The sequence below is a fragment of the Aquabacterium sp. genome (assembly GCF_050725395.1).
Classification (GTDB): domain Bacteria; phylum Pseudomonadota; class Gammaproteobacteria; order Burkholderiales; family Burkholderiaceae_C; genus Aquabacterium.
On record NZ_JBOHHL010000003.1, the window covers coordinates 160,277 to 175,147 of the forward strand.

Annotated in this window: 16 protein-coding genes and 2 riboswitches; of the genes, 10 read left to right on the plus strand and 6 right to left on the minus strand. The window is 65.6% G+C overall.

Going from position 1 to position 14,871, the window contains the following annotated elements; all coding sequences use genetic code 11:
* Positions 1–24: 24 nt before the first annotated feature.
* Positions 25–2,220: a phosphocholine-specific phospholipase C gene (locus tag ACREB4_RS03360; protein ID WP_431586777.1), complete on the plus strand. Its 2,196-nt coding sequence runs from the start codon at positions 25–27 to the stop codon at positions 2,218–2,220.
* Between the two features lie 34 nt (positions 2,221–2,254).
* On the opposite strand, the gene ACREB4_RS03365 is transcribed toward ACREB4_RS03360, so the two are convergent.
* Positions 2,255–2,629: a GFA family protein gene (locus tag ACREB4_RS03365; protein WP_431586778.1), complete on the minus strand. Its 375-nt coding sequence runs from the start codon at positions 2,627–2,629 to the stop codon at positions 2,255–2,257.
* A gap of 60 nt (positions 2,630–2,689) precedes the next feature.
* Positions 2,690–4,123: a methyl-accepting chemotaxis protein gene (locus tag ACREB4_RS03370; RefSeq protein WP_431586779.1), complete on the minus strand. Its 1,434-nt coding sequence runs from the start codon at positions 4,121–4,123 to the stop codon at positions 2,690–2,692.
* A gap of 79 nt (positions 4,124–4,202) precedes the next feature.
* On the opposite strand from ACREB4_RS03370, the gene ACREB4_RS03375 reads away from it, so the two are divergent.
* Positions 4,203–4,619, plus strand: a complete 417-nt coding sequence (locus ACREB4_RS03375) for a hypothetical protein (RefSeq protein WP_431586780.1) — start codon at positions 4,203–4,205, stop codon at positions 4,617–4,619.
* On the opposite strand, the gene ACREB4_RS03380 is transcribed toward ACREB4_RS03375, so the two are convergent.
* Positions 4,616–5,098 (minus strand): 6,7-dimethyl-8-ribityllumazine synthase, encoded by a 483-nt coding sequence (locus ACREB4_RS03380; protein ID WP_431586781.1) that lies wholly within the window; start codon positions 5,096–5,098, stop codon positions 4,616–4,618. The two genes, ACREB4_RS03375 and ACREB4_RS03380, sit on opposite strands and share 4 nt — an antisense overlap.
* A gap of 87 nt (positions 5,099–5,185) precedes the next feature.
* Positions 5,186–5,350, minus strand: a riboswitch (FMN riboswitch).
* 73 nt (positions 5,351–5,423) lie between these two features.
* Here ACREB4_RS03380 and ACREB4_RS03385 point away from each other — a divergent pair.
* Entirely contained in the window at positions 5,424–5,759 is a 336-nt protein-coding gene (locus tag ACREB4_RS03385; RefSeq protein WP_431586782.1) for a hypothetical protein, read from the plus strand.
* 2 nt (positions 5,760–5,761) lie between these two features.
* Positions 5,762–6,235, plus strand: coding sequence for a CreA family protein (locus ACREB4_RS03390; protein WP_431586836.1), 474 nt, complete (start codon positions 5,762–5,764; stop codon positions 6,233–6,235).
* 8 nt (positions 6,236–6,243) lie between these two features.
* Here ACREB4_RS03390 and ACREB4_RS03395 read toward each other — a convergent pair whose 3' ends face one another.
* Complete coding sequence (locus ACREB4_RS03395; protein ID WP_431586783.1) at positions 6,244–7,941, minus strand: FAD-dependent oxidoreductase; 1,698 nt, start codon at positions 7,939–7,941, stop codon at positions 6,244–6,246.
* A 101-nt stretch (positions 7,942–8,042) separates the two neighbouring features.
* Between ACREB4_RS03395 and ACREB4_RS03400 the strand changes: the two genes are divergently transcribed.
* Positions 8,043–8,279: a hypothetical protein gene (locus tag ACREB4_RS03400; protein WP_431586784.1), complete on the plus strand. Its 237-nt coding sequence runs from the start codon at positions 8,043–8,045 to the stop codon at positions 8,277–8,279.
* Positions 8,280–8,286: 7 nt separating this feature from the next.
* Here the strand turns inward: ACREB4_RS03400 and ACREB4_RS03405 are convergent, their stop codons facing one another.
* Complete coding sequence (locus tag ACREB4_RS03405) at positions 8,287–8,940, minus strand: YbhB/YbcL family Raf kinase inhibitor-like protein (RefSeq protein ID WP_431586785.1); 654 nt, start codon at positions 8,938–8,940, stop codon at positions 8,287–8,289.
* 119 nt (positions 8,941–9,059) lie between these two features.
* Here ACREB4_RS03405 and ACREB4_RS03410 point away from each other — a divergent pair, with 119 nt between their 5' ends.
* Entirely contained in the window at positions 9,060–9,764 is a 705-nt protein-coding gene (locus ACREB4_RS03410) for a glutathione binding-like protein (protein WP_431586786.1), read from the plus strand.
* 13 nt (positions 9,765–9,777) lie between these two features.
* Here the strand turns inward: ACREB4_RS03410 and ACREB4_RS03415 are convergent, their stop codons facing one another.
* Positions 9,778–10,944 (minus strand): D-alanyl-D-alanine carboxypeptidase family protein, encoded by a 1,167-nt coding sequence (locus ACREB4_RS03415; RefSeq protein WP_431586787.1) that lies wholly within the window; start codon positions 10,942–10,944, stop codon positions 9,778–9,780.
* Between the two features lie 154 nt (positions 10,945–11,098).
* Positions 11,099–11,219: riboswitch (guanidine-I (ykkC/yxkD leader) on the plus strand.
* Between the two features lie 58 nt (positions 11,220–11,277).
* Between ACREB4_RS03415 and ACREB4_RS03420 the strand changes: the two genes are divergently transcribed.
* The 4 genes from ACREB4_RS03420 (at position 11,278) to ACREB4_RS03435 (ending at position 14,857) form a co-directional block, all read left to right on the plus strand.
* Positions 11,278–12,273, plus strand: coding sequence for an ABC transporter substrate-binding protein (locus ACREB4_RS03420; protein ID WP_431586788.1), 996 nt, complete (start codon positions 11,278–11,280; stop codon positions 12,271–12,273).
* A gap of 43 nt (positions 12,274–12,316) precedes the next feature.
* Positions 12,317–13,135, plus strand: coding sequence for an ABC transporter permease (locus tag ACREB4_RS03425; protein WP_431586789.1), 819 nt, complete (start codon positions 12,317–12,319; stop codon positions 13,133–13,135).
* A 4-nt stretch (positions 13,136–13,139) separates the two neighbouring features.
* Positions 13,140–14,015, plus strand: coding sequence for an ABC transporter ATP-binding protein (locus ACREB4_RS03430; protein ID WP_431586790.1), 876 nt, complete (start codon positions 13,140–13,142; stop codon positions 14,013–14,015).
* A 143-nt stretch (positions 14,016–14,158) separates the two neighbouring features.
* Entirely contained in the window at positions 14,159–14,857 is a 699-nt protein-coding gene (locus ACREB4_RS03435; RefSeq protein ID WP_431586837.1) for an urea amidolyase associated protein UAAP1, read from the plus strand.
* Positions 14,858–14,871: the final 14 nt, after the last annotated feature.

The following is a 14,871-nucleotide window of genomic DNA, read 5'->3' on the forward strand; positions in this document are numbered from 1 at the left end:
CCCACATTCCACGAGAGCCTCCGCATGACGAACCCACAAGACCGCCGCAGCTTTTTGCGCACCGTGGCCTCCGCCACAGGCGCCACCGCCGTCCTCAGCACCTTCCCACCCGTCATTCAAAAGGCACTGGCCATCGAAGCCAACCGCCGCACGGGCACCATCCAGGACGTCGAACACATCGTCATCCTGACGCAAGAGAACCGTTCCTTCGATCACTACTTCGGCACGCTTAACGGCGTGCGCGGCTTCGCGGACCGATTCCCCATCCCGGTGGCCGATGCCACGGGCATCAGCGGCAAGAACGTCTGGGTGCAACCGGCCGCCAATGGCACGCAGCCTGGCCCCGCGGCCATTGCCCCGTTCCCGCTGAACACCACGCAGACCTTCGCGCACATGCGCGTGGCCGGCACCCCGCACTCATGGACCGACGCCCAGGCCGCCTGGGACCATGGCCGCATGAACAAATGGCCTGCTGCCAAGAAGAACCACTCGATGGGTTACTTCACGCAGGCCGACATCCCCTTCCAGTTCGCCATGGCCAATGCCTTCACGCTGTGCGACGCCTACCACTGCGCCACACAAACGGGCACCAACACGAACCGCCTCTTTCTGTGGTCGGGCACCAATGACCCGCTGGCCAAGGGCAATGGCCCGTCCACCGACAACAGCCACGACTGGTTCAACCCCAACCCGGCCGACGACTACACGTGGACCACCTACCCCGAGCGCCTGCAGGATGCCGGCATCACGTGGCAGGTCTACCAGAACATGGACGACAACTTCACCGACAACTCGCTGGCAGGCTTCCGCCCCTACCGCGATGGTTGGTACAACCGCCCGGGCTACTCGGCCGAGCTGAAGGCGCGCGGCATCAGCACACGGGACCTCGACAAGCTCAAGGAAGACGTGCTGACCGGCAAGCTGCCCCAGGTGTCGTGGATCGTGGCCACGGCCGAGGGATCCGAGCACCCCGGACCGTCCAGCCCGGCCCAAGGCGCCGACTACACCGCCAAGGTGCTGGAAGCCCTGACCTCAAATCCAGAGGTCTGGAGCAAGACCGTGCTCTTCATCAACTTCGATGAAAACGATGGCTTCTTCGACCACGTGCCGCCACCGGCCGTGCCGTCGTACGTGAGCTGGTCGGCCGACCCGGCCAAGGCTGTGCTGGCCGGTGCCTCCACCGTGGACACCACGGGCGAGTACAACGAGGTGCTCAACGGTTCGAGCGCCACCTACCTGCACCGCGCCTACGGCCTGGGCCCGCGCGTGCCCATGTACGTGCTCTCCCCCTGGAGCAAGGGTGGCTGGGTGAATTCGCAGGTGGCCGACCACACCTCGGTGGTCCGCTTCATCGAGGCGCGCTTCGGCGTGCAGGAGCCCAACATCAGCGCGTGGCGCCGCGCGGTGTGCGGCGACCTGACCTCGGCCTTCAACTTCGAAGACCCGAACGACACGGCCTTCTTCGCGCAGTTGCCGACCACCCTGGCCTTGGCCAACAAGGCCCGCGCCCTGCCCAGCACCACCACGCCGCCCACGCCTGCCACCATCACGCTGCCCGTGCAGGCCAGTGGTGTGCGTCCGGCGCGTGCCCTGCCCTACGAACTGCACGCCACGGCCCGCATCACGCCCGACACCAAGGTGCTTGGGGCCACGCAAGTCGAACTGCGGTTTGGCAACACGGGTGAAGCAGCCGCCGTCTTCCACGTGTACGACCGCCTCAAGCTGAGCGAGATTCCACGCCGCTACACGGTCGAACCCGGCAAGCAACTGAGCGGCCTGTGGACACCCGCCGCCAGCGGTGCCTATGACCTGTGGGTGCTGGGCCCCAATGGATTCCACCGCCATGCCACGGGCAACGCACGCCGCGTGGCCGCCGCCGGCCAACCCAACCCCGAAGTGCAGGTGACCTCCGATGCCGCCAATGGGGAGTTGATCGTGAAGCTGAGCAACGGTGGCAGCGTGGCCTGCACCTTCACCCTCGGGGCCAACCAGTACGTGCACACGGCACCCACCAGCCACGCCGTGGCGGCCCGCAGCCAGACCGAACTGCGGCTGCCCTTGCACGACAGCGCGCATTGGTACGACTTCACCGTCAAGGTGAATGGCCAGGCCGACTACAGCCGGCGCTTCGCAGGCCACCTTGAAACAGGCGCACCTTCGGTCAGCGATCCGGCGATGGAAGGCGTGGCGCAAGCCAGCCAGTGGCGCGTCACCAGCTGAGCCGGCAGGCCAGCCTCAAGCGTCAATCCCAGTCTTACCAAAGATTTCGGCCATCCAACACCGTGACAGGGGCCTCTGCGGCGTCGAGATCATCGAACAACCGGGCGTTGACGCCCAAGCGGCGCGTGACCCCATCCCATTTGCCGTCGGGCTCGAACGCCGGGCTGTCGCTGTACAAGCTGCAGCCGCAGTTCGCGCAGAAGTGGTGCGCCACGAGCTTGGTGTTCCAGCGGTAGATGGTGTCGGTCTCGGGCTGCGCCTTCAGCGCCAGTTGTCGGGGCTGGAAGTAAGCGTACAGCGCACCCCGTTTCGAGCAAAAGGAGCAGGTGCAACGCGTCAGTTTTTCAGGGATGTCGCCTTCGATGGTGAAGGTGACTTTCTGGCAATGGCAGCTTCCGGTGATGGACATGAAGGGCTCCTCGCTTGATCAGCCGTGATCGGTGGTCAAGGGCAGCAAATGCCGAGCCCATCAAGCCACCCGCAAGGCATCCGGGTTCAGCTTGAACACCGACACGGCCTGCACCAGCCGCTGCGCCTGAAGCTTCAGGCTCTCGGCGGCGGCCGCGCCTTCTTCCACCAAGGCGGCGTTCTGCTGGGTGGCCTGGTCCATCAGTTGAACCGCTTGGCCGATCTGTGCCACGCCGTGGCTTTGCTCACGGTTGGCCAGGCTGATCTCGCCCATGATCTGCGTCACCCGCCCGATGGCCTCCACCACCTCGCTCATCGTGACGCCAGCCTTGTCGACCAGTTGCGTGCCCTCCTCCACGCGCTCAACGCTGGTGCCGATCAGCCCCTTGATCTCCTTGGCCGCGGTGGCCGAACGCTGGGCCAGCAAGCGCACTTCGCTGGCCACGACCGCGAAGCCACGGCCCTGCTCACCCGCGCGCGCCGCTTCCACCGCTGCGTTCAGGGCCAGGATGTTGGTCTGGAAAGCAATGCCATCGATCACGCTGATGATCTCGACGATGCGGCGCGAACTGTCGTTGATGCCGCGCATCGTCTCTACCACTTCACCCACCACCTCGCCGCCCTTGAGCGCCACGGCGCTGGCGCCCTGGGCCAGTTGGTTGCCTTCGCGCGCGTTGTCGGCGTTGTGCTTGACGGTGGCGCTGATCTCTTCCATCGACGAGGCCGTTTCCTGCAAGGCGCTGGCTTGCGCTTCGGTGCGGGTGGCCAACTCGTTGTTGCCTTGCGAGATCTCGTGGCTGGCAGTGGCCACGCTTTCGGCGTTGAGCCGCACATCGCGCACGATGCGCACCAGGTTGTCCTGCATGCCGCGCAGGGCCGACAACAGTTCGGCGACCTCGTCACGGCCCCGCACGTGGATGGGCTGCGTCAGGTCGCCGTCCGCCACGGCCTTGGACAAGCGCACGGCGCGGTCGATGGGTGCGACGATGGAGCGGCTGACCCTCACGCCCATGGCCACGCCAAAAGCGGTCACGACCAGCATGACCACCACGCTCAGCCGAGTCGCACGGTGGGCATCGGTGGTGGCCTGGCGCGCAATGCCGGCGCTGTCCTCGGCGATGCGCTGGCTGGCCTGCCCCAGGTACTTGGCGGGTTCGCGGTCCATCCCTTTCACCGCGGCATCACCCACCGGCGCCAGGTGCCCGCTGGCGATGAACTTGGCATAAGCCGCGCGGTAATCTTGTCCCATCCGCGCATGCGCTTGGATGAACTGGCCGATCAACACCTTGCTGGGGCCGGCCGGCAACCGCTGGTCCAGGGCTTTGGCCGCCTGGGTGACCTCGGCCTCTCCGGCCTGGAACGCCGCCCAGTACTTGCTCAACTGCTCGGGCTGCTGGCCGCGCAGCAGGGTGTTCTTCCACTCCTGCACCTGCGTCTTGAAAGCGATCTCGATGCGGTTGACCGCGCGTTCATGCGCCACCTGGTCTTGGACCATGCAGCCAAACGGCCTGTCAAGCCCGGCAATGCCGGGCGAGCACGGTGCAGAATGCACCGATCACATGGAAGGACCCCACATGGCAATCGGTTGGCTTTCAGTCCTGCAAGCGGTGCCCTGGTCGGACGTCATCGCGAATGCGCCCAAGGTGGCCGAAGGCGCCAAGAAGCTGTGGAGCACGGTGGCCAAGAAACCCATGCCCACCACCGAAACCCCTGCCGAAGCAGCTTCGCCCGAGGCCACCTCACCGCAGGCCCAGGCACTCGCGGTGCTGGAGGCCCGGGTGGCGGCGACGGAAGCCAGCGCCGCCCAGTTGCACGAGCAACTGCTGGCCTCGTCCGAGCTGATCAAGGCCTTGGCCGAACAGAACGCCCAGCTCATCCAGCGCATCGAGGCCAACCGGGTTCGGGTCGTCTGGGTCACTTGGGCGGCCCTGGTCGGCGCTGGCTCGGGCCTCGCCGGCTTGGCCCTGGCCTGGGCTTCCAGACTGGGCTAGGCGGTCAGTGGCGCGAGGGCCCGGAGGCTGGCGATGGTGTCCAGGCAAGCCCGTGCCACCTCGGTGCCCTTCTTGACGAAGTGCTCGCGGTAGAAGCGCAAGTGGTCTTCATGCTCGTGGAAATCACGCGGCGTGAGCACCGCCGACATCACCGGCACACCCTGGTCGAGCTGCACGCGCATCAAGCCGTCGATGACAGCGGACGAGACGAACTCATGGCGGTAAATGCCGCCATTGACGACCAACGCACAGGCGATGATGGCGTCGTAGCGGCCGGTTTGCGCCAGCTTCTGGGCGTGCAGCGGAATCTCGAACGCGCCGGGCACGTCGAAACGATCGACTTGCTCGGGCGGCAAGCCGCGTTGCTGGAACTCGTCCAGGATGGCGCGCAAGGCCTGGCCCACGATGTCCTGGTGCCAGGAGGCGGACACGATGGCGATGCGGGTGCGGGGGGAAACAAGCGGAGAGGTCTGACTCATGGATGGCCTCGACAGAGGGTGGATACCAGAATCAGGGCGCGCACGACCACGCCGACGGAACGCCCAGGGCTTTTCACGTCGGAACTGCCGCGATCTCTTTCATCCGGACTGTGACCGTCGGCCCTGGCATCTCACCAGGTCTGCTGACCTCGGTGCCCCTTGAAGGTGGACACCGAGCGCTCGCGGGCTCCCATGGTCAATCAAGCCACGGATACCGCCGGTGGGGAATTGCACCCCGCCCTGAGAACGCTGCCAACCCGTGAGGGCTGGCGGGCTGAATTTTACCAGCTGTGTCAAAACCTTGCCGGGGGGCTACAGTGCTTGCATGACACACCTTCGCCTCATCCTTTGCCTGACCCTCACCGCGGGCCTGGCCGCTTGCGCCACCATGTCCAGCGAACGTTACGCCGGCCCGGTGGTCGCCAGCGAGCCTGGTGCCATGGCGCGCTGCCGCTACCTGGGCGACATCAGCGGCAACTCCGGCCTGTTCGGTTTCTTCGCGTTGAAGGGCGCCGACAACGTCAAGCAGGAGTTGCTTCGGCGCGCCGATGTGCAGGGTGCCACGCACGTGGTCTGGGACAGGCCGGACGTGGGCTACAACGGCACCACCCTCGTGGCCAAGACCTACCGCTGCCCACCCATTGCCCAGGACAAGCCATGATGATGATGAAAAAGACACTGACCCTGCTCACGCTGCTCACCGCCGTTTCGCTCACCCATGCCGAGGCCATCGGCGAAGTCGACACCGTGTTCAAGTTCATCGGCCCCGACCACAAGATCGTGGTCGACGCCCACGACGACCCGCATGTGCAAGGCGTGACCTGCTTTGTGTCGCGCGCCAAGAAGGGTGGCATCAAGGGTGCGCTGGGCCTGGCCGAAGACAAGGCCGAGGCCTCCATCGCCTGCCGCCAGGTGGGGCCCATCACCATCAGCACGCCCATCCCCTTGCAGGAAGAAGTCTTCAGCGAACGCATTTCGCTGATCTTCAAGAAGCTGCGCATCGTGCGCATGGTGGACGTCAAGCGCAACACCCTGGTCTACCTGACCTACTCTGATCGCGTCATCGAAGGCTCGCCCCAGAACAGCGTGACCGCCGTGCCGGTGGACCGCGCGCGGCCGATCCCGGTCAAGAAATAAATAAAAACTCAAACCGCCGCGCGCTGGGCCTCGGCCAGGAAGGCATGGAGCAAGGGCACCACCGCCGCCCCTTCGCCGATGGCACCGCCCACGCGCTTGACCGACCCAGACCTCACGTCGCCCACGGCGAAGACGCCAGGGATGCTGGACTCCAGGCTGGCGCCAGGCCGCGAAGCCTGGCAACTGGCCGAGCGCACCTTGTCGCCCGTCAGCACGAAACCGGCAGGGTCCAGGGCCGCGTGGCAGCTGGTCATGCACTCGGTCTCGGGGTCGGCCCCCACGAACAGGAAGAGGTGGCGGATGTGGCGCGTCTCGGCTTCGCCAGTGCGCCGATGCTGCAGGGTGATGGCCTGCAGGCCGGCGGCGGCGTCGCCATGCAGGGCGGTGACGGCACTGTGAGTCCGGAGCTCGATGTTGGGCGTGGCTTCGATGCGCTCGATCAAATAGCGGGACATGGTGGCCGACAGGCCTTCGCCCCGCACCAGCATGATGACCTTGGCAGCGTGCGCGGCCAGGAACACGGCCGCCTGCCCCGCCGAATTGCCCCCACCCACCAGGGCCACCTCCTGCTCACGGCAAATGCGCGCTTCGATCGGCGAGGCCCAGTACCAGACACCCCGGCCTTCGAAGGCGGCCAGGTTGTCGACCTCCAGGCGGCGGTAGCGCGCGCCTGTGGCCATGACCACCGAACGGGCGCGGATGCGGCGTCCATCGGCAAGGATGACGCCCAGCTCGCCTTGTTCGTCGCGCCGGCTGCAATCCAGCGAGGTCACCTGGGCGGGGATCAGCATCTCGACGCCAAACTTCTGCGCCTGCACGAAGGCGCGCCCCGCCAGCGCCTGCCCCGAGATGCCGGTGGGAAAGCCCAGGTAGTTCTCGATGCGCGCCGAAGCCCCGGCCTGGCCGCCATGCGCCCTGCAGTCCATCACCATGACACGCAGTCCTTCAGAGGCAGCGTACACCGCCGTGGCCAGGCCGGCCGGCCCGGCCCCCACGATGGCCACGTCGTACAGCTCGTTGTGCTCGATCGTGTCCACCATGCCCAGGCAGCGGGCCAGTTCAAGGTCGGTGGGGTTGCGCAGCACCGCGCCAGTGGGGCACACGGCCAGCACCTCGAAGGGGCCGATCTGGTATTGCTCGGTCAGGACCTGGGCATCGTGGTCGGTGTGCGGATCAAGGTGGTGGTAAGGCTGGCCATTGCGCCCCAAGAAACTCTGCAGGCGGGCCAGCGTGGGCGCGTCCGAGTGCGCGATCAGCACGACCCCGCTGGCACCCGATTCGATCAAGGCGACGCGGCGCAGGATGAGCGCGCGGGTAATGCGTTCGCCCAGGTCGGCCTCGGCGATCAGCAAGGCCCGCAAGGCGGCTGGCTCGATCAGCAGGGTCTCGACCGCGCCTTCGGCATGGCCGTCGACCAACGCCGGGCGCCCCGACAACTGCCCCACTTCGGCCAGGAAATGCCCGCGCCCTTGCTGCGCGATGGGCACCACCTGGCCCAATCCGTTGCGCTGTGTGATGGCCACCACGCCGTCCAACACCACGAACATGCCGGGCCCCAGTTCGCCCGCGGTGAAGAGTCGGTCGCCGTCGGCGTAGCGGCGCACGGTGCCGAATCGGCCCATGCGCTCGATCTCGTCCACGGTGAGCACCGGAAACATCTGGTGGCGTCGGGTTTCGACGAGCGTGGAGGCCGGGTCGGAAGCCATGGGGTTCTCCGCTGAAGCAAGGGATGACACGGCCATTGTCACCGCTTCGGCATGCGGTTTGCCGGTGCAAGGGCATCATCTCTTGAACGAGGAGTTGCGACATGACCCACACCATCCCCGAAACCGCTGAAAGCCTGGCGGCCGAGAACGACACCATCGATGGCCTGGCACGGGCGGCGCACCACGCCATCGACCGCGCAGTGGCCGCGGTCGAAGCCTTGGGCGAAACGCACGAGGCGTGGGTGGAGGCGGCCGGCAACGAGATCCGGGCGCGCCCGCTGACCAGCCTGGCGCTGGCGGTGGCCGCGGGCCTGCTGATCGACCGACTGCTGCGCTGAGGCTTCTTCAGGCCCCGACAGGGGTGGCGGGGGCCACCTGGGCCTCGGTTTGCCCGATCTTCTGCGAGCCGTCGGGGCGTTCGTAGATGCCGATCAGGCAACCGCTGGCCAGGGCGTGGGCCTGCACGGCCTTCAGCACCTCGTCCCGACCCGGCTTCGCAGACCATTCGGGCGCCGTCGCCAAGGCAAACACCTGGAAGGCATAGCGGTGCACGCCATGCCCAGGCGGCGGATCGGGCGGCAACCAATGCGCCTGAAGCAGCGAGTTGAGCCCGCAGCTCACCTCGGGTTCGTGGCCTTCCAGGGCATTCATCGCGCCTTCGCGCAAGGCGCCGTCTCCGGGCGGCAAAGCCACCACGATGGCATGGACCAGCGGTTGGGGCGTGGGCGCATCGGCGTCTTCCACGATCAGCACGGCGGACTGGGCCTGCTCGGGCAGGCCGGTCCATTGCAGCGAAGGTGAATGGCCAGGGCCATCGGCGGTGTAGAGCACTGGCAAGGGCGCATGGTCCTGGAACGCCAGGCTGGACACCGTGATGGCGGCCATGCCTGATCGCAGGCCCGCTTTGTGGAAAGCCAGTTTGTCCAGCCCGGCACGCTGGTCGTGCAGCGCATGGCCGATCACATCAGGTAGTTTTTCAAGCATGTGAATGATCTCCATGAATGTTGAATCCATGAAAACCTGGGCAAGCCGCGCGCCTGGCATCCCAGTATCCCCAGCGCACCAGGGTGATCATCAAGCCGGGCACACTGCCGTACGCACCAACAAGGCACACCAACATGATCGACCTGTACTACTGGACCACGCCCAATGGCCACAAGATCACCATGTTCCTGGAAGAGGCCCAACTGCCTTACCGGATCAAGCCCGTTCACATCGGCAAGGGCGAGCAGTTCGCCCCTGATTTTTTGCGCATCGCGCCCAACAACCGCATCCCGGCCATCGTCGACCACACGCCCAGGGACGGCAGCGAGCCGCTGGCGCTGTTCGAATCAGGCGCCATCCTGCTGTACCTGGCCGACAAGGTTCGGCAATTCATTCCAGAAGACCTGCGCGGCCGCAACGATGCGCTGCAGTGGCTCTTCTGGCAGATGGGTGGCCTGGGGCCCATGGCCGGACAGAACCACCATTTCACGCAGTACGCGCCCGAAAAACTGCCCTACGCCATCGAGCGCTACGTGAAGGAAACGGCGCGCCTGTACGCCGTGCTGGACAAGCGCCTGGCCGACCGCGAGTTCCTGGCGGGCGACTATTCCATCGCCGACATGGCCAGCTACCCGTGGATCGTGCCGCACGAGCGCCAGCAGCAGAACCTGGCCGACTTCCCCCATGTGAAGCGCTGGTTCGAGGCCATCAAGGCCCGGCCGGCCACGGTGCGCGCCTATGCCCGCGCCGAGGAGGTCAACCCCAGCAACAAGCCCACGGTGGACGAGGCGTCCCGCCAGCACCTGTTCGGGCAAGACGCCTCGACCGTGAGACGCTGAAGCGCCTTGGACTTTACTTGCTGAAGAACTCTTTGATGCGCTGCCACAGGCGCGAGAAGAAACCAGCTTCTTCCACGGGTTCCAGCGCCACCAGCGTCTGCTCTCCATAGCTCTGGCCGTCCAGCGAGATCAGCACCTTGCCCAGCACCGCGCCCTTGGCGATGGGCGCGGTGATGCCGGGCGTGAGCTGGATCTCCGACTTGACGTTGGCGGCCTGGCCACGCGGGATGGTGGCGACCACCGGGGCCAGCAAGCCCACGTTCACCACCTCGGCCTTGCCGAAGCGCACCTTGGGCGTGGCCAGGGACACATTGGCGGCCAGCGGGCGCACGTCTTCAAAGGAACCGAAACCCCAGTTGAACAGCGCACGGGTCTGGTCGGCGCGGGCCTGCATGCTCTTGGACCCCATGATGACCGAGATCAGGCGCATGTCGCCGCGCTTGCTGGACGCCGTCAGGCAGAAGCCGGCCTCGGCGGTGTGGCCAGTCTTCAGGCCATCCACGGTGGAGTCGGTGTACAGCAACGCATTGCGGTTGCCCTGCTTGATGCCGTTGTACTTGAACTCCTTCTCGGCGTAGATCTTGTAGTAGTCGGAGCTGTCGCGGATGATGGCGCGCGCCAGGATGGCCAGGTCGTGCGCCGAGGCGCGGTGCGTGGGATCGGGCAGACCGGTGGCATTGGCGAAGTGGGTGTTCTTCATGCCCAGGCGCTCGGCCTCCTTGTTCATCAGCACGGCGAACGAGGCTTCGCTGCCCGCCATGTGCTCGGCGATCGCCTTGGAGGCGTCGTTGCCCGACTGCACGATGATGCCGCGCAGGATGTCGATGACCGACGCCGAGCCGTGCACCGGGAGGTACATGCAGGATTCGGCATTGGTGCCTCGGCACCAGGCGTTCTCGCTGACGCTGACCATGTCGGTGGGCTTGAGGCGGCCGGACTTGAGCGCCTGCTCGACGATGTAGCTGGTCATCATCTTGGTGAGCGAGGCCGGGGGCAGCGGCTGCTCGGCGTTGACCTGCGAGAGGATGCGGCCGGACTCGAAATCCATCACCACGTAGGCGGTGTTCTCCAGGGTGGGTGCGGGCGCGATGGCGATCGCGGCGGAGGCTGACACAGAGAAGCAGGCGGTCAGGACCGCGATGGCCTTCTGCCAGTGGGGCATGGTTGAGCCGGTGTTCATGGGGTGGCGTTCCTTGCAAATGCGGGGGCAAAAGCCCAAAACCCGTCAGCCTACCTGAAGATCGCCCGGGCCCTTCCCCAAAGCGGTGCGAAATCGCTGGCATCAAGTTTGCATACTTCTTGCCCGAGAGACACGACGTCGTCAGTCGTTGACTCGAAAGGGTGGCTAGGGTTCCGGTTTGGTGCAGTTCGCCAAATGTCTGGTCCGAGAGCCATCGGCCTGAGCAGGCACTTCTACCTGCGCAGGCTCCACGGCGGGACAAAAGCCCGGGAGATTCGCTTCGATGGCCGAGGTGTTCTCTCATCACGTCTTTGTCCCACCTAGGAGCCTCTCATGCGCCGTGTTTTGCCGTCTTTCAAGAGTTCAGTGCTCAGCGCCTTGGTTGCGGTCGCCGCGACCTTGGCGCTGACAGCACCCTTGCCAGCCCAAGCCGAAGTCAAAGTCGGCGTGTCCGACTGGCCAGGCTGGGTCGCCTGGTACGTCGCCGAACAAAAGGGCTTTTTCAAGAAGCACGGCGCCGACGTCAAGCTCGTCTGGTTCGCCAACTACACCGATTCCATCTCCGCCCTGTCGTCCGGCCAGCTCGATGCGAACTCGCAGACCTGGTCCGACACCATGGGCCCGCTGGCCAAGGGCCTGCCGCTCAAGACCATTTTGGTGAACGACAACTCCGCTGGCAATGACGCGGTGGTGGTCTCGCCCAAGATCAAATCCTTCAAGGATTTGAAGGGCAAGAAGATCGCGCTGGAAGAGTTCAGCGTGTCGCACTTCGTGCTGGCCACCGCACTGGCCAAGCACGGCATGAAGCCGTCCGACGTGAAGATCGTCAACCTGTCGGCTGGCGATGCGGCCGCGGCCTTCATGACGGGCCGCGTCGATGCCGCCGTGGTCTGGAACCCGTGGATCCACCAGATCGAGGCCAGCGGCAAAGGCAAGGCGCTGTTCACCTCGAAAGACATGCCAGGACTGATCCCCGACCTGCTGGTGGCGCAAGAGAAATCGATCGCCTCGAAACGCAAGGACTTGGTCGGCATGATCAAAGCCTGGTTCGACACGGTGAAGTTCATCCAGGACAAGCCCGCCGAAGCCGCCGCCATCATGAGCAAGGTGGTGAGCCTGAAACCCGAGGAATACACGGTGTTCCTGCCAGGCACCAAGTTCTTCGACGCGGCGGCCAACAAGGCGGCCTTCGATGCCAAGAACCCGCAATCGTTGCCCGCGGTGGCGCCCACGATCGCCAGCTTCCTGCTGGAGCACAAGCTGATCGATGGCAAGCCCGATGCGAGCAAGGGCATCGACGCCAGCTTGCTGACCGAGGCCTTGAAGTAAGCCACCCCACCTCCGGTTCAGCCACCGCAGCAAAGGCGCCGCCATGTCGCAATCACCATCACCGCCACCCAGGTCACCCGGCCTGTGGGCCATCCGCCAGGCCATCCCGTCGTCCGTGTACTGGACCTTGGCGGGCGTGGGCCTGATCCTGCCACTGCTGATGTGGGCTGTGCTGGCCGGCACCGGCACGCTGGACCCGGTCTTCCTGCCGGGCCCTGGCGTGGTGCTCGAACGCACCAAGGCCTGGTGGGCCGATGGCTTGCTGGGCGACATGGGCATCAGCGTGATGCGCGTGGTGGTGGGCTGGGCCTTGTCGGCGCTGATCGCCATCCCACTGGGCTTGTTCATCGGCACCTGGCGCTCGGTGCAAGCGTTGCTGGAGCCGCTGATGGACTTCGTGCGCTACATGCCGGCGGTGGCCTTCGTGCCGCTGGTGATGGTGTGGGTGGGCATCGATGAGGGCGCCAAGATCGCCATCATCTTCATCGGCACCTTCTTCCAGATGGTGCTGATGGTGGCGGAGGACGTTCGCCGCGTGCCCTTGCCGCAGATCGAGGCCGCGCAGACCATGGGCGCCACGCGCGTCGAGATTCTGGAGAAGGTGATCGTGCCTTCGGTGAAGCCCGCGCTGCTCGACACCTTGCGCATCACCATGGGCTGGGCCTGGACCTACCTGGTGGTGGCCGAACTGGTGGCCGCCAACTCGGGCCTGGGTTACGCCATCTTGAAGGCGCAGCGCTTCTTGCAGACCGACAAGATCTTCGCCGGCATCTTGCTGATCGGCCTGATCGGTTTGCTGATCGACCAGGTGTTCCGCCTCGCGCACCGCAAGGCCTTCCCGTGGCTGCACGCCAGAGGTTGAGACCATGAGCACCTTCCCGCCTCCCCTGTCCGTGGGCATCGAATGCCAGGGCGTTTTCAAGACTTACCCGGGTGCCAAGGGCCCCGCCTTGCAGGACATCAGCCTGCACATCGCGCCCAACGAGTTCGTGACCCTGGTCGGTGCGTCGGGCTGTGGCAAGTCCACGCTCTTGCGCACCATCGCCGGCCTGGAAACGCACAGCCAGGGCGCCGTGCGCGTGAACGGCCAGCCCATCCATGGGCCGGGGCCGGACCGCGCCATGGTCTTCCAGCACTACAGCCTCTACCCCTGGCTCACGGTGCAGGACAACATCAAGTTCTGCCGCCAGTTGAAGACGCACACCGAGGGCCGCACCAGCAATGACGTGGAGAACGCGGCTGGCCGAGCCGACGCCTTGCTGCGCTTGATGGGCCTGACGCACGTGGCCAAGTCCTACCCGAGCGAGTTGTCGGGCGGCATGCAGCAGCGCGTGGCCATCGCGCGCGCCTTGATGAGCAAGCCGCCCATCATCCTGATGGACGAGCCCTTCGGCGCGCTGGACGCACAAACACGCGAGGTCATGCACGACCTGATCATGCACGTGCACAAGCTGGAGCGCACCACCATCGTCTTCGTCACGCACGACGTGGAAGAGGCCATGTACCTCGGCCACCGCGTGGTGCTGATGGCGCCCCGACCGGGCCGCATCGACTCGATCCACCACGTGCCGCTGCCCTTGATCCGCGATCAGGACATGAAGCTGTCGCCCGAGTTCTTGCAGCTCAAGCGATTGCTGCTGGACCGCATCCGCGAGACCTCGGGCATGAAGACCGACTTCGAACTGCTGGACCAGCTGTGCAAGTCGGCGCAGGACGTGGCCTCGGGCGCGTCATCGCATTGATGTCCACCCTGATTCAAGAAGAAGGAGCCTTGAACCCCATGGAAAGCTTCACCGAGATCCCGCCCAACCCCACGGTGGCCGACCCCGTGGACGTGCCCGCGCTGTGGAAGCGCTTCGCGCCAGACCTGCCCGAAGGCCAGGTGATGTGGTCCGAAATCGTACCTGGCGGCGGCCATTGGTCTTATGTGATGCCGCGCGGCAGCAGCCTGCGCATGGTGGCACTGGAAGAAGGCGCCAACCTCAGCATGGTCTTGTATTCGGCCCGCGAAAAGCTGGAGCGCTACAACATGCCCGATTCGCTCAAGGCCCAGCACACCGCGCACTACACGCGCGGCCACGTGCTGATGAGCGACATGGGCCGCTCGCTGGCCAGCATCACGCTGGACACCGTCGGCTGGCACGACCCCATGGGCGGCCTGCTGGACGCCGAGCGCCTGAAGAAGCAGTACGGCGAACGCAGCTTCGACACGCACCGCAACGCCATGTACCGCAGCGGCAAAGACGGCCTCTTGATCGAAATCGGCAAGCATGGTTTGGCACGCCGCGACCTGATCGCGCCGGTCAACTTCTTCAGCAAGGTCAGCGTCGATGACGAAGGCTTGTTCCAGTTCGCGCCAAACCACACCAAGGCCGGTGGCACCGTTCAACTGCGATTCGACATGGACACGCTGATCGCTTTCTCGACCGCACCGCATCCGCTGGATCCAGCAAGCGCTTATGCGCCCAAGAAGGTCGGACTCGCAGCCTGGCGCAGCGGCCCCGCCCTGAAGGACGACTTCTGCCGCGACTTCCGCCCCGAGTGCGCCCGCGCCATCCACAACGCCGACATGCTGTACCTCTGAGTTTGAAGCGAAGG

Coding starts and splice junctions, on each gene's coding strand:
- ACREB4_RS03360 (WP_431586777.1), top strand. CDS start 25: ATGACGAACCCACAAGACCGCCGCAGCTTTTTGCGCACCGTGGCCTCC.
- ACREB4_RS03365 (WP_431586778.1), bottom strand. CDS start 2,629: ATGTCCATCACCGGAAGCTGCCATTGCCAGAAAGTCACCTTCACCATC.
- ACREB4_RS03370 (WP_431586779.1), bottom strand. CDS start 4,123: ATGGTCCAAGACCAGGTGGCGCATGAACGCGCGGTCAACCGCATCGAG.
- ACREB4_RS03375 (WP_431586780.1), top strand. CDS start 4,203: ATGGCAATCGGTTGGCTTTCAGTCCTGCAAGCGGTGCCCTGGTCGGAC.
- ACREB4_RS03380 (WP_431586781.1), bottom strand. CDS start 5,098: ATGAGTCAGACCTCTCCGCTTGTTTCCCCCCGCACCCGCATCGCCATC.
- ACREB4_RS03385 (WP_431586782.1), top strand. CDS start 5,424: ATGACACACCTTCGCCTCATCCTTTGCCTGACCCTCACCGCGGGCCTG.
- ACREB4_RS03390 (WP_431586836.1), top strand. CDS start 5,762: ATGATGAAAAAGACACTGACCCTGCTCACGCTGCTCACCGCCGTTTCG.
- ACREB4_RS03395 (WP_431586783.1), bottom strand. CDS start 7,941: ATGGCTTCCGACCCGGCCTCCACGCTCGTCGAAACCCGACGCCACCAG.
- ACREB4_RS03400 (WP_431586784.1), top strand. CDS start 8,043: ATGACCCACACCATCCCCGAAACCGCTGAAAGCCTGGCGGCCGAGAAC.
- ACREB4_RS03405 (WP_431586785.1), bottom strand. CDS start 8,940: ATGGAGATCATTCACATGCTTGAAAAACTACCTGATGTGATCGGCCAT.
- ACREB4_RS03410 (WP_431586786.1), top strand. CDS start 9,060: ATGATCGACCTGTACTACTGGACCACGCCCAATGGCCACAAGATCACC.
- ACREB4_RS03415 (WP_431586787.1), bottom strand. CDS start 10,944: ATGAACACCGGCTCAACCATGCCCCACTGGCAGAAGGCCATCGCGGTC.
- ACREB4_RS03420 (WP_431586788.1), top strand. CDS start 11,278: ATGCGCCGTGTTTTGCCGTCTTTCAAGAGTTCAGTGCTCAGCGCCTTG.
- ACREB4_RS03425 (WP_431586789.1), top strand. CDS start 12,317: ATGTCGCAATCACCATCACCGCCACCCAGGTCACCCGGCCTGTGGGCC.
- ACREB4_RS03430 (WP_431586790.1), top strand. CDS start 13,140: ATGAGCACCTTCCCGCCTCCCCTGTCCGTGGGCATCGAATGCCAGGGC.
- ACREB4_RS03435 (WP_431586837.1), top strand. CDS start 14,159: ATGTGGTCCGAAATCGTACCTGGCGGCGGCCATTGGTCTTATGTGATG.